Source organism: Flavisphingomonas formosensis (assembly GCF_009755815.1).
Classification (GTDB): domain Bacteria; phylum Pseudomonadota; class Alphaproteobacteria; order Sphingomonadales; family Sphingomonadaceae; genus Flavisphingomonas; species Flavisphingomonas formosensis.
Genome location: NZ_WRPK01000003.1, coordinates 124,123 through 150,028, shown reverse-complemented (window position 1 = coordinate 150,028; position 25,906 = coordinate 124,123). Strand labels below are relative to the sequence as shown.

Sequence of the window (25,906 nt, the reverse complement as noted above, 5' to 3'; positions counted from 1 at the left end):
CAGGCGAAATAAAAAACCGCCCCGGGATCTGCTCCCGAGGCGGTTCGATAAGCGGTGTCGGGAAAGCGCCGAGCCTCAGCCTTCGCCGATCAATATGTCGACGATGTGCTGCGCCGCTTCGTCCGCCGACATCTTGCTCGTGTCGATGCGGATCTCCGGCGCCTCGGGTGCCTCATAGGGGCTGTCGATGCCGGTGAAGTTCTTGAGCTCGCCGGCACGGGCCTTCTTGTAGAGGCCCTTGACGTCGCGCTTCTCGGCTTCGTCGAGGCTGGTGTCGATATGCACCTCGATGAACTCGCCGGGCGCCATCATGTCGCGCACCAGCTGCCGCTCCTGCCGGAACGGCGAGATGAAGGCGGTGAGCACGATCAGGCCGGCATCGGTCATCAGCTTCGCCACCTCGCCGACGCGGCGGATATTCTCGATCCGGTCCGCATCGGTGAAGCCGAGGTCCTTGTTCAGACCATGGCGCACATTGTCGCCGTCGAGCAGGAAGGTGTGGCGGTTCATCCGTACCAGCTTCTTCTCAACCAGGTTGGCGATGGTCGACTTGCCCGCACCCGACAGGCCCGTGAACCACAGCACCGCAGGCTTCTGGTTCTTGAGGCTGGCATGTTTCTCGCGGCTGATGTCGGTCGCCTGCCAGTGGACATTCTGGGCCCGGCGCAGCGAGAAGTGGATCATGCCCGCGCCGACCGTGGCGTTGGTGATCTTGTCGATCAGGATGAAGCCGCCGAGCTGGCGATTGGCCTCATAGGGTTCGAACACGATCGGCTTGTCGGTCGCGAAATTGGCCACGCCGATCGCGTTGAGATCCAGCGTCTTGGCCGCCAGATGCTCCATCGTGTTGACGTTGACCTGATATTTCGGCGCCTGGATGGTCGCGGTGACGGTCTGCGTCGCGAGCTTCAGCCAATAGGGCCGGCCCGGGAGCATTTCCGCCTCGTCCATCCACACGATCGTCGCCTCGAACTGGTCGGAGACCTCGGGCGGATTGTCCGACACCGAGATCACGTCGCCGCGCGAGCAGTCGATCTCGTCGGCGAAGGTCAAGGTCACCGACTGGCCGGCAACCGCCTCCTCGAGGTCGCCATCCAAGGTCACGATCCGCGTCACGCTCGACGTCTTGCCCGAAGGCAGCACGCGCACCGCCTGGCCCGGCTTGACCGTGCCGGCCGAGATCAGGCCCGCAAAGCCCCGGAAGTCGAGGTTCGGACGGTTGACCCACTGCACCGGCAGGCGGAACGGCTTCTCCTGATCGGTGCTCACGTCGAGCGGCACCGTCTCGAGATGCTCCATCAGCGCCGGGCCGGTATACCAGGGCGTATTCTCGGACGGGCCGGTGATGTTGTCGCCCTTGAAGCCCGAGATCGGCATCGGCACGAAGCTCTTGATGCCGATCGAGTTCGCGAACTCGGTATAGTCGGCGACGATGGCGTCGAACACCTTCTGGTCGTAGCCGACCAGATCCATCTTGTTGACGGCGAGAACGATGTTCTTGATGCCGATCAGATGCGCCAGATAGCTGTGCCGCCGCGTCTGGACGAGCACGCCCTTGCGCGCATCGATCAGGATCACCGCGAGGTCGGCGGTCGAGGCGCCGGTCACCATGTTGCGGGTGTACTGCTCGTGGCCGGGCGTATCCGCGACGATGAACTTGCGCTTGTCGGTCGCGAAGAAGCGATAGGCGACGTCGATGGTGATGCCCTGCTCGCGCTCGGCGGCGAGACCGTCGACCAGCAGCGCGAAGTCGATCTCCTGCCCTTGCGTGCCGACCTTCTTCGAGTCGGCCTCGAGCGCGGCGAGCTGATCTTCGAAGATCATCTTCGAATCGTAGAGCAAACGCCCGATAAGAGTAGATTTTCCGTCGTCCACCGACCCGCAGGTGATGAAGCGCAGCAGGCTCTTATGCTGGTGCCGATCGAGATAGGCGTCGATGTCCTCGGCGATCAGCGAGTCGACCTGGTAGACCGAATCCTGGTTGATGGTGGCCGACATCAGAAATAGCCCTCCTGCTTCTTCTTCTCCATGCTGGCATCGCCGGCATCTTTGTCGATCGCGCGGCCCTGCCGCTCCGAGGTGGTGGTCAGCAGCATCTCCTGGATGACCTCGGGCAGCGTCGCCGCCTCGCTCTCCACCGCGCCGGTCAGCGGATAGCAGCCGAGCGTGCGGAAGCGGATCGAGCGCATCACCGGCTCTTCGCCGGGCTTCAGCGGGAAGCGTTCGTCATCGACCATGAGGAGCAGGCCGTCGCGCTCCACGGTCGGCCGCTTGGCCGAGAAATAGAGCGGCACGATCGGAATGTCGTTGAGATGGATATATTGCCAGATGTCCAGCTCGGTCCAGTTGGAGATCGGGAACACCCGGATGCTCTCGCCCTTGGCCTTGCGGGCATTGTAGAGATTCCACAGCTCCGGCCGCTGGTTCTTGGGATCCCAGCGATGATTGGCCGAACGGAAGGAGAAGACGCGCTCCTTCGCGCGGCTCTTCTCCTCGTCGCGCCGCGCGCCGCCGAAGGCGACGTCGAAGCCGTAGAGGTCCAGCGCCTGCTTCAGGCCTTCGGTCTTCCACATGTCGGTGTGCAGGGGGCCGTGGTCGAACGGGTTGATCCCCCGCTCCTTCGCCTCCGGATTCTGGTAGACGAGCAGATCCATGCCCGCCTCCTTCGCCATCCGGTCGCGCATCTCGTACATCGCCTTGAATTTCCAGGTCGTGTCGACATGGAGCAGCGGGAAAGGCGGCGGCGAGGGATAGAAGGCCTTGCGTGCCAGATGCAGCATCACCGCCGAGTCCTTGCCGACGCTGTACAGCATCACCGGTTTCTCAGCGTTCGCGATCACCTCGCGGAAAATATGGATGCTCTCGCTCTCGAGACGTTCGAGATGCGTAAGGGTACGGTTGCTCATCAGCCCCGCGCTCCATCGATAAAAGGCCTCAGCGGCGCCGGCTCATAGGGGCCGGTGGCGACGAAACCAGGGTTGAAGAAACGTTCCTTGCCGTAGCCGAGCACGGCGCCGTCAAGATCGAACACGCGTCCGCCCGCAGCGCGCAGCACCGCGTCCCCGGCGGCAGTATCCCATTCCATGGTGGGCGCCGGACGCGGATAGACGTCCGCCTGCCCGCTCGCGACCAGCACGAACTTCAGCGACGAGCCGACCGAAACCCGCTCGCCGACGCCGGCGGCGCTCAGCCAGGCTTCCGTCTCCGGCGTGTTGTGCGATTTGGATGCGACCGCGCAGAGCGGCTCGGCGACCGAACGCACGCCGATCGACTTGGCCACGCCCTGCTCTCCGTGCGGCTCGCGATCGGCCTGCCAGGCGCCGCTCTCGACGTCGCCCCACCACAGCGTCTTGCGGGCCGGCGCATAGACGACGCCCATGGTCGGCACGCCATCTTCGATCAGGCCGATATTGACCGTGAAATCGTCGCCCTTCTTGATGAACTCCTTTGTCCCATCGAGCGGATCGACGAGGAAGAAGGGCCCGTTGACGTCGGGAATGCGCCCGGCGGCCGCCTCTTCCTCGGCCACCACCGGAATTCCGGCCGCAACCTTGGAAAGGCCCGCCAGGATCACCGCCTCACCCGCTCGATCCGCGGCCGTTACCGGCGATTCGTCCGCCTTCAGTTCAACCGCGCAATCGCCGACGAAGTGATCCCAGACGACATCACCCCCCTGCCCCGCGATCGCCACCAGCGCGTCAAGCAGCGCCGCCCGCTCCGATCCATTCAACGCCATCCGTTTCACATCCCATCCTTGAGGACGTCCGTCCCGTCCCGGCAGCTTTGTCGCCATTCGTATCGCATAGCCAGAAATCTGTGCATTTACGCAGTAAAGCTGCGCTAAACTCTCCGCCTTGCGTTATCGAAAAGACATATGTCGGCGCAAATGCGTTATCAACCCTGCACGGTCCGCCGCACCACCTAGCAGGCACGACGCATTTGAGCAGGCGACGAAAACCTTGACATCCTCAATTTTGGCTATGCCTACTATGGGGCATATATTCTACCATGACGTAGCCGGCCCGCCCGGCACATATCCAATATCGACGAGGAGGCCGTGACCGATCCGACCGACGAAGCGCCGTCGCCCTTTCGCACCAAGCAGGAACGGGCAGAAGAGCGCGCGCAGAAGCGCGAAGCCGTGTTGCGGGCCGCAGTGCGGCTTTTCAACGCGCGCGGTTTCCATACGACGTCGCTGGACGATGTCGCGGCCAGCCTCGGCATCTCCAAACCCACGATATACCATTATCTCGGAAATAAGGAGCAGGTGCTGATCGAATGCATCTCGCGCGGGCTGCACCAGCTCCAGGCGGCCGCGGACGAGGCGCATGCGACGCCGGGCAACGGCCTCCAGCGGCTGCGCCATTTCCTGCGCAGCTATGCCGAGGTCAACATGGACGATTTCGGTCGCTGCGTGATCCGCACTAACGACGAATCGCTGTCGCCCGAAGGATCGCGCCGCTTCCGCGACCTCAAGCGGGAGATCGACACGGCAATGCGCGGGCTGATCGCGGAAGGCATGGCGGACGGATCGATCATTCCCGGCGACGTGAAGCTCGTCGGCTTCACCCTCGCCGGCGCTTTGAACTGGCCGGGGCGCTGGTATCAGCCGGGTGGAGAAATGTCCGCGTCCGAGCTCGCCGGTCAGATGGTCGACATACTCTGCTCGGGCCTCGAGCCGCGCTGAACGAGGCGGTCAACGCCGTTCCGACACAGAGCCGGCGGATCGGGAAACCCATGTGCATGGGGCGGTGCCGCAGCACCGCCCGTCACCGTCACTTCAGAAAGCGTAGCGCACGTTCGCGTAGATGCGGCGCGGCGGATTATAATAAGCCTCGACGAACCCGAACGAACCGCGTGAATCGAACCCCTCCTTGATCACCTGCTTGTTCGTCAGATTCTGCCCGACGACGCCGAAGGAAATGCCGTTGTCTACATTGAATTCCAGGCTGGCGTTCAGCGTCACCATCGATTTGGCATAGAGCAGCGGGCTGTTCTGCACCTCCACATATTGCCGGTCCTCATAGGATCCGTCGACGCGGAACACAGAGCCGACATGCTCGCTGACCGGCAGGTTGGCGGTGGCGCCGACGCTCGCCGTCCAGGGCGGCGTGTGGCGCAGCTTGAGATTGCTCAGATCGATCGGGTTGCCTACCCCATCGACCGACATATATTCCTCATATCGGGCGTTCAGATAACCGACGCTGCCGTCGAAGGTAAGCCAGCGCGACGCCTTCAGCCGTGTCTCGAGCTCGAAACCCCAGATCCGCGAGCGGCCGGCATTTTCGGTGCGCGACACGATGCCGTTCGGCGTCGGGAAGTTCACCTGCACCTGCATATTGCGATACTGGTTGTAGAAGCCGCTGAAATTCAGCCTCAGTTTGCGATCGAACAGATCCGACTTGATGCCCGCTTCATAGCTGGTCAGCTTTTCGGGATTGAAGCCGCCGATCGCATCCACCGAGATCGGCCGCCCGTTGAAGCCGCCGCTGCGGAAGCCCTTCGACCAGAGCGCATAGAAGCGGACGTCGGGCGTCACCTCATAGTTGAGCGTGATCTTGGGCGAGAAGTTTCGCCACGTATTCTTGAGGTGATAGCCGAGCACATAACCGTTCACGATCGTGAGATCGAGATCGGAGGTGTAACCCGGGGGGACCGTGATCAGCGGCACCCCGGCCAGAATCCGGTCCGCGGTCTGCACGAAATCCTTGTGCTCCCAGGTGTAGCGGCCGCCGACGTCAAGCGAGAGAGGCTCCGCGATCTGGATCGTCGCATTGCCAAAGACCGCGAAATTCTTGGTCTTCTGCGTCTGGTCGAAATCGATGTTGAAGTCAGCCTGTGCGGCGGCGGCCGGCGGCGTGCCGATCGCGACCAGCGCATCGTAGAGCCCATAGGCGGTGATCAGCGTCGTCTGCTGGCGCACCTTCTCGTAGAAGCCATAGAGACCGAACAGCGTCTTCACCCGTCCGTCCCACAGATCGTGCGAGAGCTGAAATTCCTGCGAATATTGCGTGCCGCGAATATGCTGCCGGTCGCCCGCATAGAGCGCCTGCGAGGCATCGCCATCGCGCGCGAACGTTACCGTGCTGTGGCGAACGGCGCTGATCGATTTCAGATGGCCACCGAGCAATGGGAAATCGAGCGTCAGGCTGGAATCGATGCCGTCGGCATTGTCGATGTTGAGGAACTTGTTCGCATCGGTCTTACGGATGCTCGACGGCACCGTGCAGCAGGGCTGAATGAAGGCCGAGAACAGGTTGGAGAAGTCGGTCGGCTCGAACGCGATCATGCTGTGCGGGGCGCTGTTCTGGCGCTGGTGCAGGCCATCGACGCTCAGCACCGCATCGAACTCGCCATCATGGTAGCGCAGCGCGCCGCGGCCGGCGAACTGCTTCTGATTGCCCAGCGTGCCACCGCTGGCAAGATGCTGCCATCCATCCGAACGGCGGCCGAGCAGGGAAACGAGATAGGAAAGATTGGGCGTCAGTGCGCCGTCATAGCTCGCCCGGCCCTGCAGCGAGCCGTAGCTGCCCGCCTCCACGTCCATCTGGCCCTTGCCCGAGCCGGTCGGCTTCTGCAGCACGATATTGATTGCGCCGCCGATCGTGTTCTTGCCGAATAGCGAGCCCTGCGGACCGCGCAGCACCTCGACGCGCTCGATGCCGAGCAGCGACGTCAGCGCACCGAAAGGCCGCGCCTGATATACGCCGTCGACGAAAACGGCGACGGCCGGGTCCGAGGTGATGATATAGTCATATTCGCCGACACCGCGGATATAGGCGGAGATCTGGCTGGAGGTGCCGCCGGTGCCGGGCGTGAAGTTGAGGTTCGGCGTGCTCTGCTGAATGTCCGTGATGGTCTGATAGCCGCGCGCCTGCAGCGCCGCGCCCGACAGCGCCGTCACCGAGACCGGCACCGATTGCAGCGTCTCCTCCCGCCGCCGCGCCGTGACGATGATGTCATCGTCGGCGGATGCCTGAACGGCAGCATCCTGCGCCTGAGCGACGCCTGCCTGCCCGACCGCCATCAGACTGGCGCCCGCCAGCCAGACCAGCGTGAAACTGCCATGCCGCATGATACCCTCCCCAAATCGTTGCTTTTGATTGGGCCGGTGGATAGCAATCGAGGCGAAGATTACAATATTGCCACGCGAATGCGCGCTCGATTGCCTGTCCAGTTACGCAAAATGGCAACAGTTCGCTTATGACGGCGCCGCATCAATGCGCACGCGCCCACGTCGCTCGCGAGGAGCGGAAAGGGCTGATCAGCGAAGAAATGGGGTGGGAGCCGGAACGACCCGGGACGAAATCGTTACGGCTGCTTCCTTCCGGACCTGACCGGGTTGGCGACGGTACCGTCCGCCCGACTCCCGCGGCGCATATGGCGTCTCATGACGAGGGACGCAAGCCCGCCGAGCGCTGGCAGCGATCTCTAAGTCGCAACCCAACATCCTCTGCCGCCTGAAGTTGGCAGAAGGCGCGGTCCGGCCGGATCTGTCGGCGAGACCAGACGGCTCCGCACAAGCGCGTCTCGGTAACGCCGATCAATTGGACGCGTGCGAGCGAAGGGCTTTACCAACAGAAAAATGGCCGCCCCGGTTCGTACCGGAGCGGCCCCTTCTCAAGCCCGATCCGGACCGCCGAACCGGAATGGCACAGGATCAGCCGAAAATCTTGCCCCAGGCGCGCTTTGGACGATCCTTCCAATAGCCGCGATGATAAGCGTCGGATGCCAGCAGCGGCAGCACCGAGCCGGCCTCTGCGAACACCATCTGCTCGAGCGCGACGTCGACCTTGCCCCAGCTCGCCGCCTCCTTGAGCGTCGAGGAGGAGCAGGCGCCGTCGCGTACGTCGGCGACGGTGATCTGCACCGCATATTTGTGCATCTCGACATCGTCATGGCCCAGAATCTCGGCGCAGACGACGGTATCCTGCACGAAATTCTTCGGCACACCGCCGCCGATCATGAGCAGGCCGGTGGTGCCCGCCTTGATCTTGATATCGGTCAGCTCGCGGAAATCGGCGATCGCGTCGAGCACCATATAGGGCTTGCCTTCCTTGGCGCGCTCCACCTGATGCTTGACCAGACCGAAGCCGGCCGAGCTGTCGACGAACGCCGGGCAGAAGATCGGCACGTCATGCTCATAGGCGAGCTTGACGAGGCTGTTCTCCTTCTTGCCATGCTCGGAGAGGTAGCGTCCCATCTCGCGGATGAAGGCGCGGCTCGAATAAGGCTTGGCTTCCAGGCTGTTGGCGATCTCATAGATCGTATGGTCGCAGTCCTGGAGCTGCTCCTCGTCGATATAGGTATCGTAGATGCGGTCGATGTAGAGCGAGCGCAGCGTCATGTCGTCCGGCACTTCGAGCGCCTGATAATGTTTGTGGCCAAGGCCCTCGAAGAAATCCATGTCGACGATCGAGGCGCCGGTGGCGACCACGCCGTCGATCATGTTGGAGCGCAAGAGCTCGGCATAGGCATCCATGCAGCCGCCCGCCGAGGTGGAGCCAGCGATCACCAGGAAGATGGTGCAGTCCTTGTCGGCCAGCATCTGGTTGTAGATGCCGGTCGCGCGGGCGAGATCGCGGCTGGTGAAGCTCATCTTGCCCATCGATTCGATGATCGGTCGCGCATCGAAGCTGGTGATGTCGATATGCTCGACGACGGTGGAGAGCAGCTCCGCCTTGCGGGTGTCGTTGACGGGCATGTCGTTCATGAGACTTGTCCTTTTCGGAAAATACTACGCAGATCCCGCGAAACGCGAGGAACCCGGCGAAAGCGCGCTGGATTCCCCCGTTTCGCGGGAAGGGCAAGGATTAATCGCTGGGTCGTTACAGCGTGACGACGTTACCCGACGCCGCCGGCTCGGCCGGCGCTTCGCCATAGGCGGTCGCCATGGGCTCGTCCGTCACCACCACCGTCTCGGTCGAGCCGAAACCGTTGAACGCGGTGCGCATCGCAGAGCCATAAGCGCCCAGCATGCCGATCTCGATATAATCGCCGGCCTTGACGTCGCCCGGCAACAGGAATGGCCCTGCCATATGATCGAGATCGTCGCAGGTCGGCCCGTAGAAGCTGAACTCCATGTCGCGCACGTTGCTCACCGTCTCGCGGACCAGCCTCACCGGGAAGCGCCAACCGACATGCGCCGCATCGAACAGTGAGCCATAAGCGCCATCGTTGATGTAGAGCTCGTTGCCGCGGCGCTTTTCGACGCGAACCAGCACGCTGGCATATTCCGCACAGAGCGCACGGCCCGGCTCGCACCACAGCTCCGCCGAATAGCTGATCGGCAGGCTCTCGAAGGCATCGTGGATCGCCCGGAAATAGGCATCCAGCGCCGGCGGCTCCATACCCGGATAGACGGAGGGAAAACCGCCGCCCACATCGATCACGTCCACGGTCACCGCCGCTTCGACGATCGCCTGGCGCACGCGCTCCATCGCCTGACGATAAGCCGCCGGCGTCATCGCCTGCGATCCCACATGGAAACAGATGCCGAGGGCATCCGCCGCCTGACGCACGGCGAACAGCAGCGCCGGAGCTTCGCGCGGATCCGCGCCGAACTTGGCTGCAAGGCTCAGTTTCGAATGATCCGAGGATACCCGCAGCCGCACGCAGAGCGTGAGGTCGGTGGCATGCTTGGTCGCACGCAGGATCTTCTCGAGCTCTTCGTGGCTGTCGAGCGAGAAGGTACGCACGCCGTGCGTGAAATAGGCCTCGGCGATCGCTTCCTCGGCCTTCACCGGATGCATGAAGCACAAGGTGGCCTCGGGAAGCGTCCGTGCGACCAGGCGCACTTCCGCGATCGACGCAACGTCGAAATGGGTGACACCGCTCTCGAACAGGATCGCCAGCAGATCCTGAGAGGGATTAGCTTTCACGGCATACATCGGGCGCCCCTGAAACTTCTCCACGAAGTAACGGGCGGCACGCCGAGCGGCATGCGGACGAATGAGCGTGACCGGTTGATCCGGCCGAGAGGAGACAGCTAGCCCCAGCGCGCTATGATGCGTGTGCAACTCAAGGGACCTCCAACGGATAATTGCGACGAAAGCTGCCTTGCGGTTGGAAGTCCCATGGGGCAGCGGAGGCGCGATATAGGAGTGCTCTCCCCTCGTGTAAAGTTCGTATCTGCAACCAGAATGTGGTTAACCATAATGGTTGTCAAAGTCTTTTCAGTTACAGGAATTGCCGCCGGGCGGCGGCCTGCCACTCCGCTGAAGGCGCTCATCGAAGGGACGAAAAAATCGCGTTCGCTTAGAATCACTCCAATGCGGAGGAAAGACGCCGGCGCAGAGCGGGCAGGCTGTTGCAGTGTCGGATAAATGGTTTCACTCAGACGACGGGTCGCATCACTGCGGCCTGATTCGGCTGTTCCGGGCGCGGCCAGGGGCCCGGAAGCAGGATCGACTCCAGCATCGTCAGGTTGAACCTGCTGAAAAGCCACACCATTCCGTATTGCACAGACGAAAAAGGGTTAGCGGGCTTGCCAGGGCATCCCAAAGCCAGTCATTAACTTGTCTATAAGCATAGCATGGGCGCGGCGACACTACTCTGTGGGGACAGGGACGTGAATAGGAATGCGATTAAAGTGTCTGTTCGGCCGGCATGAGCGCTCCGCGGGGCTGGCGCGGGAATATGAGCGGAAGATGTACAGTGTCTGCCGGCACTGCGCCACGCCGTTGATTCAGGGGCGCGATCGCATCTGGCGACCGATGACGCCGGAACAGAAGATCGAAATGGAGGCAGCGAAGCGCCAGCACGATCGCGATCAGCTCTGATCCGCGATCGGCAGCGATCTCGTCTTCAGGTGACGGCACTGTATCGGACCAGCTAAGGGAGGCGCATGAACCGCCCCCTGCCCGATACCCTCATCACATTGGCAATGATCACCGTTGCCGCCCTCGTCTGGGGTGGCGTCTGGACCATCCGGAAGCGGCCGTCGGATCGTGTGCGCGGCCTGTTGATGCTCGTTGCGGCACTCGTCCTGCTCGGCAACGTCGCGATCGTCGCGTGGCCGACCTGAGCGGCGGACGCCTGCCGAGCGCGCCGGGGCCGCATATGCGCCACTCGGGATGCGGGTGGGAACGCGCTTTCCTCGCGCGTCCCCGACCCGGTTGTCACCGATCGTTGGCCAGCCGCATGTCCAGATAATTGTCGACCGACTTCATCAGATCGACCATCTCATGCTCGAAGAAATGGTTCGCGCCCGGGATGACGTCGTGATGGATGGTGATGTGGCGCTGGGTGCGCAGCTTATCGACCAACTTCTGCACGGCGCCCGGCGTCACCACCTCATCGCTGTCGCCTTGGATGATGATTCCCGATGACGGGCACGGCGCGAGGAAGGTGAAATCATACATGTTCGCCGGTGGGGCGATCGAGATGAAGCCCTTGATCTCCGGACGGCGCATCAGCAGCTGCATGCCGATCCAGGCGCCGAAGCTGAAACCCGCTATCCAGGTGGTCTGGGCCTCGGGATGGATCGACTGCACCCAATCGAGCGCGGATGCGGCATCCGACAGCTCGCCAATTCCGTTGTCGAACGTGCCCTGGCTCTTGCCGACGCCGCGGAAGTTGAAGCGCAGCGTGGCAAAGCCGCGCCGCACGAACGTCTGATAGAGCGACTGGACGATGCGGTTGTTCATCGTTCCTCCACCCTGCGGATGCGGGTGGAGGATCATCGCCACCGGGGCACGGGGGCGCGGCCCTGGAGAAAATCGGCCTTCGAGACGACCTTCGGGGCCGGGGAAAATCACTTCGGGCATCGGAAACCTGCTGATGAACGGATGTTGCAGCGCAACCAGAGGATGCGCGCTGACGCGGCAGCCTATATAGAAGTGCGACCCGAATTCGCAATCATTGGAGAAGCATTCCTGTCAGCCCGCCTCTATCTCGATCACGCGGCCACGACGCCGCTGCTTCCCGAGGCCGCGGCGGCAATGGCGGAAGGCTATGCGCGCTGGGCCAATCCCTCCTCCCCTCATGCCGAAGGCCGCGCGGCACGTGCTGCGCTGGAAGACGCGCGCGGGCGCATCGCGCAATCGCTCGGCTGGCCGGGCGCGGTGATCTTCACCAGCGGAGCCACCGAGGCGATAGAACTGGCGGCACGCCGGGCACAATGCGGGGAGCGCCTCGCATCGGCGGTCGAGCATGATGCGGTGCTGCGCGCCATTCCCGAGAATGAGCGGCTTCCGGTCCAGCCGATGGGCCATGTCAGCATGGCCGCGCTGGAAGAGGCGCTGACGCAGACCGGCCCCGGCGCACTGATCGCGATCCAGGCGGTGAACAGTGAAACCGGCGTCGTCCAGCCGAGCGAGGCGCAGATCGGTGCGATCCACGCCGCGGGCGGCCTCGCTCTGGTCGATTGCGCGCAGAGCGCAGGCAAGCTTCCCCTGCCCGCCAATGCCGACTTCATATCGATTTCGGCGCACAAGCTGGGCGGCCCTGTTGGGATCGGCGCCTTGCTGGTGCGCGATCTGGCGCTGTTGCGGCCGACCGGCGGCCAGGAGCAGGGTTATCGCGGCGGTACGGAAAATCTGCCGGCGGCGCTCGGTTTCGCCGCCGCGCTCGACAATGCGCGAAGCTGGCTGCCCCGTGCGGAGGAATTACGCCGTCACCTCGAGCAGGCGATCGAAGCCGGCGGCGGCGTGATCGTGGCCAAGGGCGCGCGCCGTCAGCCGTCGATCGGCAGCTACCGCATGCCCGGCGTCACCGCGACCGCACAGCTCATCCAGTTCGACATGGCCGGCATCGCGGTTTCCGCCGGCAGCGCCTGCTCATCCGGATCGATGAAACCCAGCCATGTGCTCGCAGCGATGGGCTGGAAGGAAGACGAAGCGCGTGAGGTGATACGTGTCAGTTTCGGGCCGACTACCGCCCGCGCGGACATCTATCGGTTTCTCGAACTCTGGACCCGTCTGGCACGCGATGCCAGAGAGCGCGCGGCATGATCTATCTCGACTATCAGGCGACGACCCCGCTCGCGCCGGAGGCCCGGGCGGCGATGCTGCCATTTCTGGAGCAGCAGTTCGGCAATCCACACTCTCCTCATCGGCTCGGCCGCGAAGCGGCCGCGGCGGTGGAATTCGCCCGCGATCAGGTTGCCGCGCCATTTGGCGATATGCCAGGCCGCATCCTCTTTACGTCCGGCGCGACGGAGGCCGCCAACCTGGCGATCAAGGGCGCGGCGGCGCTGGCCGCGCCCGAGCGGCGGCGGATCGTGACCGTCGCGACCGAACATGCCTGCGTACTGGACAGCGTCGCCTGGCTTTCCACCCAAGGCTTCGAGACGATCGTCCTGCCGGTCGGCCGCGAGGGCTTGCTCGACATGGACAAGGCCGTCGAGGTCATCGACGGATCGACAGCGCTGGTCGCGGCGATGCTCGTCAACAACGAGATTGGCGTGATTCAGCCGATCGGCGATCTCTCGCGCCTCGCCCGTGCGGCCGGCGCCTTGTTCTTCTGTGACGCCGTGCAAGGCTATGGACGCGTCACGCTGCCGATCGAGGCCTGCGATCTCGTCGCCATTTCCGCTCACAAGATCCACGGCCCGAAGGGCATCGGCGCACTCTGGCTGCGCGACGGGGTCGAGCTCGCGCCGCTCCTCCACGGCGGAGGCCAGGAAGCCGGCATCCGCTCGGGCACGCTCGCCCCGGCGCTGTGCGCGGGCTTCGGCGCAGCCGCGGCGCTTGCCGCCGAGCGGATGGAAGCGGACGCCTCCCATATCGCCGCACTGTGGAATCGCGCGCGGGCGGGCCTCGATGGCTGGTCGCTCAACGGCGCCGTCGAGCCGCGCTGGCACGGCAATCTCAACATCCGGCGCGAAGGCGTGGACGCCTCGCGCCTGATCTCGGAATTGCGGACCGTCGCCTTCTCGGCCGGCTCGGCGTGCGCGAGCGGATCCGGCCGGCCGAGCCATGTACTGAAGGCGATCGGCCTCACCGACGCGCAGGCGCGATCCAGCATCCGCATCGGCTATGGCCGCTACACCACTGAAGCCGAAATCGACGAAGCCACCGCGCTGATCCGCGAGGCGGCGGCGCGCCAACAGGAGTGGGCGGCATGAGCGTGACGGTCCGGTTCGTTTCCGCCAAGGGCGATCAGGTGAGCGAGGTCGTCGCCGAAGCTGGCGCGCGCCTGCTCGATGTCGCGCAGGCGGACGGCCAGCCGCTGGAGGGAACCTGCGAGGGCCAGATGGCCTGCTCCACCTGCCACGTCATCGTCGATGCCGCCGATTTCCCGAAGCTGCCCCGCGCCAGCGAGGAAGAAGAAGACATGCTGGATCTCGCTGCGGGCGTGAGCCGCACCAGCCGCCTCGCCTGCCAGATCTGGCTGGAGGGAAAACTCACCAGCCTTACGGTGCGGATCCCGTCCGAGGCGCGGAACATGCAGGGCCGCTGAGCCTAAAGCAATCTGCGCGATATGTGAATCGCACAGCTCGCTCCAAGCCTTTGTGGTCGCGTCCTTTACGCGGAAAACCGGTTCCCACTTTTCCGCACGATCCTCTATCCGGCTCAGGAGCGCGTGAAGCGGACGACCAGTTCGATATGGGTCGACCAGCGAAACTGGCCGACCGGCGCGATCCAGTCCAGCCGATAGCCGCCGTCGACGAGCGCCTTGGCATCGCGCGCGAAGGTCGCCGGATTGCACGAGGCATAGACGATCCGCCGGACCTGCGATGCCGCCAGCTGCACCGCCTGCTCCTTCGCGCCGGCGCGCGGCGGATCGAGTATGATCGCGTCGAAGCGGTCCAACTCGGCCGGGGCCAGCGGCCGGCGGAACAGATCGCGATGCTCGACGAACAGGGTGCGGCCGGCCCGCCCAGCGCCCGCCTTGAGCGCCAGCACGGCATCGCGCGCGCCCTCGGCGGCATAGACGCGCGCACCACGGCCGGCCAATGGCAGTGCGAAGGTGCCGAGCCCGCTGAACAGATCGGCGACGATCTTCGCATCGCCCGCCGCCTCGCATGTGGCGGCGACCAAGGCTGCTTCGCCGTCCGGCGTGGCCTGAAGGAAAGCGGCCGGCGGCAGCGGCACGGCGACGCCGCCGAGGGTGATCGTCACCGCATCCGGCTCCCACCGCGCCTCGGGGCCATAGCCTTCGTCGACCATCAGCCGCGCGAGCCCATGCGACTGCGCGAAAACGGTCAAACGCTCCGCTCGGGCGAGGCCATCCGTTTCCACCTTGCCGAGCAGCAGGTCGACACCCTGATCGGCCAGCGTCATCTGCACGTCCGCGGCCCGGCGGTCAGCGACGAGCTCACCGAGCAGCGCACGCAAAGGCGCGACGAGCGCGAACAATGCCGGCGCCATGATCTCGCATTGGGCGAGATCGACGATGCGGTGGCTGCCCTCCTCGTTGAAACCGAGCAGCACCCGCTTGCCGCGCCGCTCGGCACGCATCGAGACACGGCGCCGACTGTGTGGCGGCGAGATGTGTGGCAGGCGTATCTCCGGCGCATCCAGGCCCTGCGCAGCGAGCGCGCGGGCGATGCGGCCGGTGATGAAATCGGCGAACACCGCATCATCGACATGCTGAAGCTGGCATCCACCGCAGACCGGAAAATGCCGGCACGGCGGATCGACATGGTTCGGCCCGGGCACGATCGAGCCGTCGGCGAGCACGAGATCGCCGGGCGCCGTAAGCGGCACGTAGCGGCCCGATGCGGTCAGGCCATCGCCGCGCCCGGCGATGCGCAGGACAAGATCGCCCTCGCTCATGCGCAAGCGGCGATCGCAGCCGGGAGGTGCAGCGCGAGATCGTCGGCGATCAATGCCGGACCGGCGCGGCGCGCGGCCTCGCCGTGCAGCCAGAGACCCGCGCAGGCGGCCTCGAAGGCCAGCAATCCCCGCGCGCGCATCGCGCCGATGATCCCCGCCAGCACGTCGCCCGTGCCGGCGCTCGCCAGCCATGCCGGCGCGGCCGGCGCAATCGCCACGCGTCCATCGGGATGCGCGATCACGCTGTCGGCGCCCTTGAACAGGATGACGGCGCCGAGCGCTGCCGCGGCGGCGCGGCTACGCTCCACCTTGCCGCCCTCGCCCTCGCCGAACAGCCGTGCGAACTCGCCGGCATGGGGCGTCAGGATCGGATGATCCTCCCGACGCCTCAGCCCGGCCGTGCCATAGTCCGCCAGCAGAACCAGCGCGTCGGCATCCAGCACCAGCGGCCGGCCGGACCGCAGCACCCGGTCGAGCCGGCGCTTCGCCTCTCCGTCCCGCCCGAAGCCGGGCCCTGCGACGACGGCACCGATCCGCCGATCCTCGAGAATCTCTTCGAGCGGCCGCCCGTCGCGTACCAGCGCCATCGGGCCGCCGGCGCCTTCGCCCGTCAGCCGCACATAGCCCGCACCCGCGCGCTGCGCCGCCGTCGCCGCCAGCAGCGCGGCGCCCCGCATCGCGCCCTCGACGACGCAGACATAGCCACGGCTATATTTGTGGTCATCCGGCCCGGGCGCCGCGAGCAGCGGCCGTGCAATCTCGGTAAGCGCACTTTCAGCCCGCACACCGATGTCCACCACGGCGAGGCGACCGCACCGGCGGGCAGAGGGCTGCAGCAGGTGCGCCGGCTTCAGCGCGCCGAGCGCCAGCGTCAGATCGAAGCGCGGGACGGCGGACAGGATCGTGCCGTCGTCGGTCGCCACGCCGCTCGGCAAATCGACCGCGATGCGCAGCCCCGCGCCATCGGCCAGCGCCCCGAGGCGCGCGGCCAGCGCGGGCTCCAGCGGCCGGCGCAGACCGGTGCCGAACAGGCAATCGATCAGCAGCGGCGCAGGCCGGGCCTCCTCGATCTGCTCCACCGGTCCCGCCCATGCCGCGCGTGCGGCGCGCGCGGCATCGGTGCGCGGCTCGCCGGTCGCGGCCACGCGCACCGGCACGCCCTTGTCGCGCAGATAGCGCGCGGCGACATAGCCGTCCCCGCCATTATTGCCCGGCCCACAGACGATGAGCGTGGCCGGCGCAGCCGCAAAGCGCCACGCCGCCTCCGCCACGCCCGCCCCGGCGCGCTCCATCAGCGCCTCGACCGACGTGCCGGCGTCGATCAGCCTGCCTTCGGCAGCGCGCATCGCATCCGCGGTCAGGATCGGTCGTGCCGTCACGGCGCGGCCGGTGCAGGGCGCTTGATCGTGGCAGGCAGACGATAGCGATCGCCCGCGATCGCCACCTCGATCTGACGATCGCCGCTCAGCGTCACGCGCGCCGGCAGCGCTCCGTCCGCCGCGACCACGCCCCTGCCGTCCTTCATCACGCGCAAGCGGCGAAAGCCACCGTCGGGATGGTGCACCGTCAGCACGATGCCGCCCTCGTCCGTGCTGCGTTCGATATCGCAGACCGGCTTGAACTCGGCCTCGCCGGCAAGCGCGCAGGAGATGCGCCCGCTGCTGTCCGCGCCGCCGGACGCCGCTGCATCCTGCTTGCCCGAATGGCAGCTCGCTGCGGCGGCGAGCGGCAGCAGCATGAGCGCGAGCCGGCCCATGTGCGCGGCGCGATCGATCGATCCCTTATAGCTGGCTGTCATTGCGGCATCCTCGCCTTGCCTTAGGCGGCTCGGCGCCCGTCGCGCAAGCCGGACCGCCTCCCCTGCTCTGAGTCTGTTCGGAAATGCGCCTTTGGCGCATGTGCGGCGCGGCGGTTCAGCCAAGCTCCGCCGCGACTTGGCGGATCAATGGTGCCAGCACCTGCGCCCACCGCTCGACGCCCGCCGCATCGCCGATCAGATCCTGGCGCACCTCGATGCCCAGATAGGGAATGCCGTTTGCCTCGCCGTGACGGTTCATCGTCGCATTGAGCACCTGGCCCGAATAAGGCTGGTTGTCGCCAGCGACGACGCCCGCCGCCTTCAGCAGGGGGAGCGCGATGCGCGCCGCCCGCGCGTCGATATTATAGAGGATTCCGATCTGCCAGGGGCGGTGCTGTTCCGGCGCCAAGGAGAGCCGGGGCGTGAAGCTGTGCAGGGAGATCAGCAGGCGCGGCCGCGCCGCGGCGATCCGCGCCGCGATATGATCATGGTAGGGCCGCCAGAAACGATCGATCCGCTCCGCCGGCTCGCGCGCGATATTGCCCGGAATCGGATGGCCGTCGCTCGAGATGGGAACGAGGCCCGGCGCCGTCTCCTCGCGGTTGAAATCCGCCACCAGCCGCGAAACCGCCCCCAAAATCGCCGGGCAGCCGAGCTTGGCGCAGATCGCCTCGGCGAGCGGCGCCACGCCGATGTCGATGGCGACATGCTGCTCCAGCAGCTCGGCGGGAATGCCGAGGACGAGGTCCTCGGGCACATGGTTGGAAGCATGATCGCCGATCAGCAGCAATCCGGTCGCCGGATCGCCGGCGATATCGCGCCAGGGATCGCTCATCCTTCGAACACCGGCGAGCGTTTTTCGCGAAAGGCCGCGAGACCTTCCGCGAGATCTTGCGATCCGAAGGCTGCATCGAACGCCGCGTCCATCCCCGCGTCTCGCGCCACGCCGGCCTCGGCGAGCGCGATCGATCGCTTGAGCAGGCGCAGGCTGGTGGGCGCGTTGCTGAGCGAGATGCGCAGCGCCAGCGCTTCCGCCCGTTCGTCCGGTGCCGTCTCCATCATCTCGACGAGGCCGATACGCAGCGCCTCGTCCGCATCGATCTGGTCGCCGATCAGGAACAGCCGCGCCGCCTGTCCGGGACCGACCAGCGCGGTCAAACGCGCGATGTCGGCCTGCGGATAGGTGATGCCGAGGCGCGAGGGCGGCACGCCGAAGCGCGCGCCCTTGCCCGCGATCCGCATGTCGCACGCCAGCGCGAGGGCGACGCCCGCGCCGAAGCAGCCGCCGTCGATCACGGCAAAGCTCGGAATGGCGATGTCGCGCAGCGCGCCAAGCCCTTCCGCCATGGCCAGTCTCAGGTCGGCCTGCCGCGCCGGATCGGCGAAGCCCGCAAATTCGGCGATGTCGGCGCCCCCGCAGAAAATGCCCGGCACCAGTGAGCGAACCAGCAGCGCCCGCGCACCGGACGCTGCCGCCTCTCCGACGCATTCGGCAAGCTTCGCCCAGCTACGGAGCGGCACGGCATTGCGGGTTTCGGGCCGGGACAGGCCGATGGTGGCGATTCGCCGTTGAATATCGAGCGTGAACATCGGCTCCCTGTTGCCGTCCGCGCCGCCGGATGTCACGACATGGCGCACGAAAATTCGGACGGGTCGCGATGGAACAGGGACTGACGCGCCGGGAAGCGGTGGCGATGCTGGCGGCGGGCGCATGCGCGGCGCCGGCTGCACGGGCCGCGCCCGCCCTGCCCTGCCCGATCGGCACGCCGCTGGACGGCATCGCCAATCGGCTGCTGGCCCAGACTCCGGAAACCGCCGTCTATAACGGCACCGCCGATGCACTGGACGGCGGCCCCCTCGCGCGCACCATGGACGATTATTCTCCGGCCGGCGAAGCCGCTTGGCGCAAGACGCTGAACGAGGCGCGCACGGCGGTAGCGGCGATGAGCTGCGCAAACGACGCCATCGGCACGCTCCACCTCGCCGTCGCACGCGCCATATTGGACAACGGCACGCGCTCGGCCGGCATTCCCTATGGCCGGATCAACGCCTTCACCTTCTCTGGACACGTTCCCTATCTCGTCACCCCGGTCGCCGGACCGCATATCGACACGCCGAACGCGATGCAGAGCCAGCAGTCGCTCTCCACGCCGGCGGCGGTGGATGCCTGGATCGCCAAGCTGGACGGCTTTCGTGAGGGCTTCGCCCGTGTCGGCGAGAAACTGCGCGCCGATGCGGCGGCCGGCTGCCGGCCGCCGCAGGTGCTGATCCGCAAGGCGCTGCCGGTATTCGACGCCTTTCTGAGCGGACCGGCGGACGCGCACCCGCTGATCGTCGCGCTGCGCGACAAGATGGCGATTGCCGGTCTGGACGCCAACGCCCGCGCCGCGGCGGAGGGGCGCGCGATCACCGCCTTGCAGAAGCGCGCCCGCCCGGCCTTCGCGGCGCTGCGCGACCAGGTCGCCGCGCTGCCCGGACGGGAGGAGGACGGATTGTGGGCGCAGCCGCAGGGCGACGCCCTCTATGCCGCGAACGTCCACGCGCTCGGCGACAGCGCCCAAAATCCTCACGAGATCCACCGCGTCGGGCTCGCCGAGGTCGCCCGGATCACCGCACAGATGAACGCCCGGCTGCGGTCTCTCGGCAAGACTCGCGGCACGGTGGCGGAGCGCATGGATGCCGCAGCCATGTCGTCCGCGCAGCTCTTTCCCGATTCGGATGCCGGACGGCAGGAGCTGCTCGATTATGTCCGCGGCCTCGTCCGCGCGATGGAACATCGCTATCCGCAGATCCTGCCGGCGGCGCTCATTCCTCGCCAGGCGCTGGAGGTACGCCGCGTTCCGCGCGCGACCGAGGCAGGCGCGCCCGGCGGCTATTATGACGGCCCGTCGCTCGACGGATCGCGACCCGGCACCTTCTGGATCAACCTGCGCGACATGAAGGCGGTGCCGAAACTCAGCCTGCCGACCCTGGCCTATCACGAGGGCGTGCCGGGGCATCATACCCAGAATGCGGTCGCGCTCGCGCTGGGGGAGGCCCCGCTGCTGATCCGCATCGCCAGCTTCAACGCCTATCAGGAGGGCTGGGCGCTCTATTGCGAGCGGCTGGCCGCGGAGATGGGTGCCTATCGCGGCGATCCCTGGGGCGATCTCGGCCGCCTGCAGGACGAGCTGTTCCGTGCCGTGCGCCTTGTCGTAGACACCGGCATCCATCACGAACGGTGGGATCGCGGCCGCGCAGTCGCCTATACACGCGAGACGACCGGAATGGCAGAAAGCCAGGTCGTCGCCGAAATCGAACGCTACATGGCCTGGCCGGCGCAGGCGCTCGGCTACAAGATCGGGCAGATGCGCCTCCTCGACATGCGCGCCCGGATGGCTCGGGCCTGGGGCAAGCGCTTCGACCGGCGCGTCTTCCATGCGCGGGTCTTGGGCAATGGCGCGATGCCGCTGGATCTGGTCGAGAGGCTGGTGCTGTCGCCGCGCCCGCGATGAGGCAGCGCGTAAATACCTCCAACATAGGCACAAATAGCTGATTTCGCGGTCTTTACGGCCAGGGACAGGATGACGTGCCTGCACCATGCCGCGTCAGCATCATCATAAAGCGCTGAATCATTTCGGCATTCTTGCCAAATCCATTGTCTCTTTAACCAAATTCTCATTCTCGGGCCTTCATGATGCGGAAACCTCGCTGGGGAGCCCGTCGTGCTGCGTGTCTATACTTGCCTGTCTCAGGAACATGATTTCAGGCTCGTCCTCGTCGCCGTCGCCATCTGTCTTTTCTCGACGCTGACCGCCTTCGCCGTCGCCGGGCATATGCGCCGCCTGCGTGCCCGGCCCCATCCGCTCTGGTTCGCGGCGCTGGCCTTCGTCACCGGTACCGGCATCTGGGCGACGCATTTCATCGCCATGCTGGCCTATCAGCCGCATCTCCCGACCGCCTATGCGCCAGGCATCACCGCCCTTTCCATCCTGATCGCGATCGCGATGACCGGCATCGCCTGGTGGGCGATGCTGAAGGTCACCCCGCTGGCGCCGGCCGTCACCGGGCTGATCATGACCGCCGGCATCGCCTCGATGCACTTCACCGGCATGGCCGCACTGCAGACCGAGGGGCATCTCCGCTACGATCTGGCGCTCGTCGCCGGGTCGCTCCTGATCGGATGGTTATGTGCGGGCATAGCCATGAGCACCTTCCGGGCGAATGACGGCCGCCTGCGCTCGGCTGCGATTCCGGCTTTCGTGGCCGCCATCTGCGCCATTCATTTCGGATCGATGGGCGCGGCCTCGATCACGCCGGACCCTAATGTGACGATCCCGACCGGCGCGATCGGCGGTGGCATGCTTGCCTTCATGGTCGCGACGCTGGTCGTCGCCGTGCTCGGCATCGCCCTCGCCGTCACCATCCTCGAAGGCAAGCTCGCCCGCCTGGCGACGGAGGAGGCCGAGCGACTCAAGCATTTCACTGAAAGCGCGATGGAAGGGCTCGCCATTCTCGACGGCGACCGTGTCGTCGATGCCAATCAGATTTTCTGGAAACTCTCCGGACACGACCCGGCCAATCCGCCGCACGACCTCGTGATCGGCACGCTGCTGCCCATTCATCGCGCACGCGCGGCACCAGCCGCGGATGGCGGTTTCATCGAAACCGAGCTTACCGACGCAGCGGGCAATATCGTCTGCGTGGAAACGGCGACCCGCCTCGGTCCGACCGGGGGCGGGCGCGAACTGATCGTTGTGCGCGACATCACCGAGCGCAAGGCTGCAGCCGCGAAGATCGCCCACCTCGCCTCGCACGACCCGCTCACCGGCTGCGCCAACCGCCTCTCGATGAGCGAGGCGCTGGAAGAAGCGCTCACCCGATCGAGCATCCACAGCCCCGTCGCCATGCTCTGCATCGACCTCGACCGGTTCAAGGCGATCAACGATCTCTACGGCCATCCGGTCGGCGATGCCGTGCTGATCGAGGCGGCACAGCGCATTCGCGACTGCCTTGCCGACGGGGAGACCCTGGCCCGGTTGGGAGGCGACGAATTCGCCATTATCCAGCAGCCCGGCGATCAGCCGCGCATGGCAGGGCACCTCGCCGAACAGATCATCGCCTCCATCACCAACGAATTCGTCGTCGGCGAGCTCACGCTCAATCTCGGGGTCAGCGTCGGCATCGCCTTCCACCCCGCCAACGCGACGACGGGCGAGGACCTGCACAAGAAGGCGGATCTCGCCCTGTATCGCGCCAAGGCGGACGGCAAGGGCGTGTTCCGCTTCTTCGACGACGCGATGGACAAGCAGCTCGTGCTGCGTCACCAGATGGAAGCGGAACTGCGCCGCGCCCTGCCCGCCGGCCAGCTGTCGCTGCACTATCAGCCGCTGGTGTCGGTGAAGAGCGGCGGCGTCTTCGGCTTCGAGGCGCTGCTGCGCTGGCACCATCCCTCCCTCGGCAATGTGCCACCGTCGGTCTTCATTCCGATGGCGGAAGAGACGGGGCTGATCATTCCGATCGGCGAATGGGTGCTGCGCGAAGCCTGCCGCGAGGCGGCCAGCTGGCAGCAGCCGCTGCAGATCGCGGTCAATCTGTCGCCGGTACAGTTCAGCTACGGCGACATTGCCGCCACCGTCGAAACGATCGTCGCCGAGACGGGCATCGATCCGAGCCGGCTGGACCTCGAGATCACCGAAGGCCTGCTGATCAACGACGCCGAAAAGGCGCTCGAGGTTCTGCGCAGGCTCAAGGCGCTCGGCGTCCAGATCTCGATGGACGATTTCGGCAGCGGCTATTCCTCGCTGAGCTATTTCCGGGTTTTCCCGTTCGACAAGGTGAAGATCGATCAGTCCTTCGTCCGGGACATGGCCGGAAACCCGCAGGCGCTCGCGATCATCAAGGCGGTGATCGGCCTCGGCAAAGGTCTCGGCATCTCGGTCCTCGCCGAGGGCGTCGAAACGCACGAGCAGATGACGATGCTCCAGCAGGAAGGCTGCGAGCAGATGCAGGGCTATGTCATCAGCCGCCCTGCGCCGATCGAACAGTTCGAGCGTATCGTTCTGGACAGGAACAATGTGTCGGGCGATGCACCCAAGGTGCTGCGCATTCGCTGATCGCAACCGGATCGGCGCCTCCCGGCGTCGCCCGAACCGCCGCGGCAAGGCGTCCGTAGCCGAGCAGACGCCGGACCTTCCGCCGCGGCGTTGCTCCGTTGCGCCCTTCGCTGTCCGACACGGGAGCGTAGCGTTCCCACCCCGATGGTTATTTGCTTCGCGCGCGCGCGGACATTGGCTTAGGCTGAACCGATTCCTTCCCTCCGGAGCAACCGGCGATGGCCCAGTTCGACCCCGATACCGCGACGGCCGCCTATCTGGCCACGCTGTCGCCGCAGCAGCATGCCACCGCCATTGCCTACACCCATGGCGATCACTGGCTGCTGCTCTGGGGCTGGCTGGTCACGATCGCTGCCGCATGGCTCATCGTGCGTTTCGGCTTGCTCACGGCGCTGCGCGACAGGGTCCGGAGGCCCAACCTTGCCGTGCTTGCCTGCGTCATTGCCTATATTGCGCTGGACTGGCTGATCGAGCTGCCGTGGAGCATCTATGCAAGCTGGGGGCGCGAGCGGAGCTATGGGCTGAGTTCCCAGCCTTTCACGGGCTGGTTTGGCGAGAATATCATGTCGCTGCTGATCAGCATGGTGATGTTCTCGCTGCTGCTGCTCGCCATCTACGCGCTCATGCGCCGGGCACCGCGGCGCTGGTGGATCTGGTCGGGCGCGGTCTCCGCGGTTGCGATCATCGTCCTGGTCGTGCTGAGCCCGGTGCTGATCGAGCCGTTGTTCAACAGCTATACGCCCGCGCCGGCGGGCAAGGTGCGCGACACCGTAGTCGCGCTGGCGAAGGACGCCGGCGTTCCGTCGGACAAGATCCTGATCTACAACGGATCGAAGCAGTCCAATCGCTACACCGCCAACGTTTCCGGCCTGTTCGGCAGCGCCCGCATCGCGATGAGCGACACGATGTTCCAGCAGGGCGCGGATCTTGCCGAGGTGCGCGGCGTGGTCGGCCATGAAATGGGTCACTATAAACGTGGCCACATCTTCTGGTCCGCGATGATCCTCAGCTTGCTGGCCGTGCTCGCCTTCTGGGCAGCGGATCGACTCTTTCCCGCCGCCTGCGCCTGGCTCGGCGCGACCGGCATACGGGGCATAGCGGATCCGGCGGGCCTTCCGGTGCTGATGGCGATCGTGGCCACGCTGGGCCTCATCGGGACACCGCTCACCAATACGCTCACCCGCCTCCAGGAAGCGGATGCCGACCGTTTCTCGCTCGAACACGCCCATGAACCTGACGGATTGGCCAAGGCGCTGGTGAAGACGGTCGCCTATCGCGCATCCTCTCCCTCGCGGCTGGAAGAGATCATCTTCTACGATCATCCCAGCGTCGAACGGCGCATCCACCGCGCCATGGTCTGGAAGGCGGATCACGCGGCTCTGGTCGGCAAGTAGCTCACGCCGGCGTGAGCGCCGCGAGCGTGCTCGCCGCACGCCCTCGGTGACAAGCCGCCTGTCTCAACCGAGGCGTGTCGCCAGCCGCCACCAGGCGGGATGGGCTGCAGCCAGGCCCGCGTCGGCGGCATCGCGCGCATCGACCGAGCCGAACAGGGCGAAACAGGTCGCCCCGGATCCCGACATGCGCGAAAGCAGCACGCCGGGTTGCGCGGCCAGCCGATCCAGTACCGTGGCGATCTCGGGCAAAAGGCCGATTGCCGGCGGCTGCAGATCGTTGCGGCCCGCCAATGCCGCGTCCAGCGGATCCCCCTCCGCCAGCGGCCCCCGATCCACCCCGTCCCAGGCCTTGAACACCGGACCCGTCGCCAAAGGGAGGCGCGGATTGACCAGCAGCAGCGGGAGCCCGCTCAACCGCTCGGCCGCGATCGGATGAAGCGCATCGCCCCGCGCCTCGCCGCGCACCGTCCGGCCGTGCAGGCAAGCGGGCACGTCGGCACCGAGCGCGGCGGCGACCGCAGCCAGCCGCGGATCGGCCGGATCGATCGCGTGACGGCGCGCCAGCAATCGCAGCGCGGCGGCCGCGTCTGCCGATCCGCCCCCGATACCTGACGCAACCGGCAGATTCTTCTCGAGGTGGAAGGCGAGCGCGGGATCGAAGCCGCACGCTTCTCCGAGCGCGCGCGCGGCACGCAGCACCAGATTGCCGTCGTCCGTTTCCAGTCCATCCGAAAAGGGACCGCTGATGGTCAGCGACAGCCGTTCGGCAGCCGACGCGCGCAGCACATCGCCATCCGCCGTAAACGCGAAAATCGTCTCCAGCGCATGATAGCCGTCCGGCATGCGGCGGCGAACGTGAAGCGCGAGATTGATCTTGGCCGGAGCCGTCTCGATCAT

Annotated in this window: 22 protein-coding genes and 1 other RNA gene; 9 read left to right on the top strand and 14 right to left on the bottom strand. The window is 65.9% G+C overall.

What is annotated here, in order from left to right:
- Positions 1-75: 75 nt before the first annotated feature.
- Genes cysN through cysQ form a run of 3 tightly spaced genes read right to left on the bottom strand, consistent with a single transcriptional unit; the run spans position 76 to position 3,736 of the window.
- Entirely contained in the window at positions 76-1,998 is a 1,923-nt protein-coding gene (gene cysN, locus GQY20_RS10125; RefSeq protein WP_157216963.1) for a sulfate adenylyltransferase subunit CysN, read from the bottom strand.
- Positions 1,998-2,906, bottom strand: coding sequence for a sulfate adenylyltransferase subunit CysD (gene cysD / locus GQY20_RS10120; RefSeq protein ID WP_157216962.1), 909 nt, complete (start codon positions 2,904-2,906; stop codon positions 1,998-2,000). The genes cysN and cysD overlap by 1 nt, the downstream gene beginning before the upstream one ends.
- Entirely contained in the window at positions 2,906-3,736 is an 831-nt protein-coding gene (gene cysQ, locus GQY20_RS10115; protein ID WP_157217321.1) for a 3'(2'),5'-bisphosphate nucleotidase CysQ, read from the bottom strand. Before cysQ ends, cysD begins: the two co-directional genes overlap by 1 nt.
- 321 nt (positions 3,737-4,057) lie before the next feature.
- On the opposite strand from cysQ, the gene GQY20_RS10110 reads away from it, so the two are divergent.
- The gene (locus GQY20_RS10110) at positions 4,058-4,687 is read left to right on the top strand and encodes a TetR/AcrR family transcriptional regulator (RefSeq protein WP_198350898.1); all 630 of its coding nucleotides are present in this window, start codon (positions 4,058-4,060) and stop codon (positions 4,685-4,687) included.
- A gap of 93 nt (positions 4,688-4,780) precedes the next feature.
- Here the strand turns inward: GQY20_RS10110 and GQY20_RS10105 are convergent, their stop codons facing one another.
- From GQY20_RS10105 to GQY20_RS10090, 4 genes are all read right to left on the bottom strand, one after another.
- Positions 4,781-7,075, bottom strand: coding sequence for a TonB-dependent receptor (locus GQY20_RS10105; protein WP_157216961.1), 2,295 nt, complete (start codon positions 7,073-7,075; stop codon positions 4,781-4,783).
- A gap of 201 nt (positions 7,076-7,276) precedes the next feature.
- Positions 7,277-7,374: signal recognition particle sRNA small type (gene ffs, locus GQY20_RS10100), an RNA gene on the bottom strand.
- Positions 7,375-7,660: 286 nt separating this feature from the next.
- A complete protein-coding gene (locus GQY20_RS10095; protein WP_157216960.1) occupies positions 7,661-8,713 on the bottom strand; it encodes a 1,9-bis(guanidino)-5-aza-nonane synthase in 1,053 nt (350 codons plus the stop codon).
- A gap of 115 nt (positions 8,714-8,828) precedes the next feature.
- Positions 8,829-10,019, bottom strand: coding sequence for a type III PLP-dependent enzyme (locus tag GQY20_RS10090; protein ID WP_157216959.1), 1,191 nt, complete (start codon positions 10,017-10,019; stop codon positions 8,829-8,831).
- Positions 10,020-10,580: 561 nt separating this feature from the next.
- On the opposite strand from GQY20_RS10090, the gene GQY20_RS10085 reads away from it, so the two are divergent.
- Positions 10,581-10,781: a hypothetical protein gene (locus GQY20_RS10085; protein ID WP_157216958.1), complete on the top strand. Its 201-nt coding sequence runs from the start codon at positions 10,581-10,583 to the stop codon at positions 10,779-10,781.
- A 65-nt stretch (positions 10,782-10,846) separates the two neighbouring features.
- A complete protein-coding gene (locus GQY20_RS10080; protein WP_157216957.1) occupies positions 10,847-11,026 on the top strand; it encodes a hypothetical protein in 180 nt (59 codons plus the stop codon).
- A gap of 94 nt (positions 11,027-11,120) precedes the next feature.
- Here GQY20_RS10080 and GQY20_RS10075 read toward each other — a convergent pair whose 3' ends face one another.
- The gene (locus GQY20_RS10075; protein ID WP_157216956.1) at positions 11,121-11,768 is read right to left on the bottom strand and encodes an alpha/beta hydrolase; all 648 of its coding nucleotides are present in this window, start codon (positions 11,766-11,768) and stop codon (positions 11,121-11,123) included.
- 42 nt (positions 11,769-11,810) lie between these two features.
- Between GQY20_RS10075 and GQY20_RS10070 the strand changes: the two genes are divergently transcribed.
- The 3 genes from GQY20_RS10070 to GQY20_RS10060 are packed head-to-tail and all read left to right on the top strand — an operon-like array spanning position 11,811 to position 14,403.
- A complete protein-coding gene (locus GQY20_RS10070) occupies positions 11,811-12,953 on the top strand; it encodes a cysteine desulfurase family protein (RefSeq protein ID WP_157216955.1) in 1,143 nt (380 codons plus the stop codon).
- On the top strand, positions 12,950-14,068 hold the full coding sequence (locus GQY20_RS10065; protein WP_157216954.1) for a cysteine desulfurase family protein: 1,119 nt from the start codon (positions 12,950-12,952) through the stop codon (positions 14,066-14,068). The genes GQY20_RS10070 and GQY20_RS10065 overlap by 4 nt, the downstream gene beginning before the upstream one ends.
- A complete protein-coding gene (locus tag GQY20_RS10060) occupies positions 14,065-14,403 on the top strand; it encodes a 2Fe-2S iron-sulfur cluster-binding protein (protein ID WP_157216953.1) in 339 nt (112 codons plus the stop codon). Before GQY20_RS10065 ends, GQY20_RS10060 begins: the two co-directional genes overlap by 4 nt.
- A 113-nt stretch (positions 14,404-14,516) precedes the next feature.
- Here the strand turns inward: GQY20_RS10060 and GQY20_RS10055 are convergent, their stop codons facing one another.
- The 5 genes from GQY20_RS10055 to GQY20_RS10035 all read right to left on the bottom strand — a co-directional run bounded on the left by GQY20_RS10055 (position 14,517) and on the right by GQY20_RS10035 (position 19,110).
- Positions 14,517-15,722 (bottom strand): class I SAM-dependent RNA methyltransferase, encoded by a 1,206-nt coding sequence (locus GQY20_RS10055; RefSeq protein WP_157216952.1) that lies wholly within the window; start codon positions 15,720-15,722, stop codon positions 14,517-14,519.
- Positions 15,719-17,101, bottom strand: coding sequence for an NAD(P)H-hydrate dehydratase (locus GQY20_RS10050; RefSeq protein WP_232475985.1), 1,383 nt, complete (start codon positions 17,099-17,101; stop codon positions 15,719-15,721). Before GQY20_RS10050 ends, GQY20_RS10055 begins: the two co-directional genes overlap by 4 nt.
- Positions 17,098-17,520 carry a hypothetical protein gene (locus tag GQY20_RS10045; protein ID WP_232475984.1) on the bottom strand — a complete coding sequence of 141 codons (423 nt, stop codon included), beginning with the start codon at positions 17,518-17,520 and terminating at the stop codon, positions 17,098-17,100. The genes GQY20_RS10050 and GQY20_RS10045 overlap by 4 nt, the downstream gene beginning before the upstream one ends.
- Before the next feature lie 115 nt (positions 17,521-17,635).
- Positions 17,636-18,355, bottom strand: a complete 720-nt coding sequence (locus GQY20_RS10040) for an N-formylglutamate amidohydrolase (protein WP_157216951.1) — start codon at positions 18,353-18,355, stop codon at positions 17,636-17,638.
- Positions 18,352-19,110 carry an enoyl-CoA hydratase/isomerase family protein gene (locus GQY20_RS10035; RefSeq protein WP_157216950.1) on the bottom strand — a complete coding sequence of 253 codons (759 nt, stop codon included), beginning with the start codon at positions 19,108-19,110 and terminating at the stop codon, positions 18,352-18,354. Before GQY20_RS10035 ends, GQY20_RS10040 begins: the two co-directional genes overlap by 4 nt.
- Before the next feature lie 68 nt (positions 19,111-19,178).
- Between GQY20_RS10035 and GQY20_RS10030 the strand changes: the two genes are divergently transcribed.
- The 3 genes from GQY20_RS10030 (at position 19,179) to GQY20_RS10020 (ending at position 25,009) form a co-directional block, all read left to right on the top strand.
- Positions 19,179-21,014: a DUF885 domain-containing protein gene (locus GQY20_RS10030; protein WP_157216949.1), complete on the top strand. Its 1,836-nt coding sequence runs from the start codon at positions 19,179-19,181 to the stop codon at positions 21,012-21,014.
- 210 nt (positions 21,015-21,224) lie between these two features.
- Positions 21,225-23,615: an EAL domain-containing protein gene (locus tag GQY20_RS32810; RefSeq protein WP_157216948.1), complete on the top strand. Its 2,391-nt coding sequence runs from the start codon at positions 21,225-21,227 to the stop codon at positions 23,613-23,615.
- A gap of 218 nt (positions 23,616-23,833) precedes the next feature.
- Positions 23,834-25,009: a M48 family metallopeptidase gene (locus GQY20_RS10020; protein WP_157216947.1), complete on the top strand. Its 1,176-nt coding sequence runs from the start codon at positions 23,834-23,836 to the stop codon at positions 25,007-25,009.
- Between the two features lie 63 nt (positions 25,010-25,072).
- Here the strand turns inward: GQY20_RS10020 and GQY20_RS10015 are convergent, their stop codons facing one another.
- The gene (locus GQY20_RS10015; protein WP_157216946.1) at positions 25,073-25,906 is read right to left on the bottom strand and encodes a 4-(cytidine 5'-diphospho)-2-C-methyl-D-erythritol kinase; all 834 of its coding nucleotides are present in this window, start codon (positions 25,904-25,906) and stop codon (positions 25,073-25,075) included.

Bases quoted from the DNA above. Each gene is read 5' to 3' on its own strand.
- cysN (WP_157216963.1), bottom strand. From the start codon at position 1,998: ATGTCGGCCACCATCAACCAGGATTCGGTCTACCAGGTCGACTCGCTG.
- cysD (WP_157216962.1), bottom strand. From the start codon at position 2,906: ATGAGCAACCGTACCCTTACGCATCTCGAACGTCTCGAGAGCGAGAGC.
- cysQ (WP_157217321.1), bottom strand. From the start codon at position 3,736: ATGGCGTTGAATGGATCGGAGCGGGCGGCGCTGCTTGACGCGCTGGTG.
- GQY20_RS10105 (WP_157216961.1), bottom strand. From the start codon at position 7,075: ATGCGGCATGGCAGTTTCACGCTGGTCTGGCTGGCGGGCGCCAGTCTG.
- GQY20_RS10095 (WP_157216960.1), bottom strand. From the start codon at position 8,713: ATGAACGACATGCCCGTCAACGACACCCGCAAGGCGGAGCTGCTCTCC.
- GQY20_RS10085 (WP_157216958.1), top strand. From the start codon at position 10,581: ATGCGATTAAAGTGTCTGTTCGGCCGGCATGAGCGCTCCGCGGGGCTG.
- GQY20_RS10080 (WP_157216957.1), top strand. From the start codon at position 10,847: ATGAACCGCCCCCTGCCCGATACCCTCATCACATTGGCAATGATCACC.
- GQY20_RS10075 (WP_157216956.1), bottom strand. From the start codon at position 11,768: ATGCCCGAAGTGATTTTCCCCGGCCCCGAAGGTCGTCTCGAAGGCCGA.
- GQY20_RS10070 (WP_157216955.1), top strand. From the start codon at position 11,811: ATGCGCGCTGACGCGGCAGCCTATATAGAAGTGCGACCCGAATTCGCA.
- GQY20_RS10065 (WP_157216954.1), top strand. From the start codon at position 12,950: ATGATCTATCTCGACTATCAGGCGACGACCCCGCTCGCGCCGGAGGCC.
- GQY20_RS10060 (WP_157216953.1), top strand. From the start codon at position 14,065: ATGAGCGTGACGGTCCGGTTCGTTTCCGCCAAGGGCGATCAGGTGAGC.
- GQY20_RS10055 (WP_157216952.1), bottom strand. From the start codon at position 15,722: ATGAGCGAGGGCGATCTTGTCCTGCGCATCGCCGGGCGCGGCGATGGC.
- GQY20_RS10045 (WP_232475984.1), bottom strand. From the start codon at position 17,520: ATGACAGCCAGCTATAAGGGATCGATCGATCGCGCCGCGCACATGGGC.
- GQY20_RS10040 (WP_157216951.1), bottom strand. From the start codon at position 18,355: ATGAGCGATCCCTGGCGCGATATCGCCGGCGATCCGGCGACCGGATTG.
- GQY20_RS10035 (WP_157216950.1), bottom strand. From the start codon at position 19,110: ATGTTCACGCTCGATATTCAACGGCGAATCGCCACCATCGGCCTGTCC.
- GQY20_RS10030 (WP_157216949.1), top strand. From the start codon at position 19,179: ATGGAACAGGGACTGACGCGCCGGGAAGCGGTGGCGATGCTGGCGGCG.
- GQY20_RS10020 (WP_157216947.1), top strand. From the start codon at position 23,834: ATGGCCCAGTTCGACCCCGATACCGCGACGGCCGCCTATCTGGCCACG.
- GQY20_RS10015 (WP_157216946.1), bottom strand. From the start codon at position 25,906: ATGATCGAGACGGCTCCGGCCAAGATCAATCTCGCGCTTCACGTTCGC.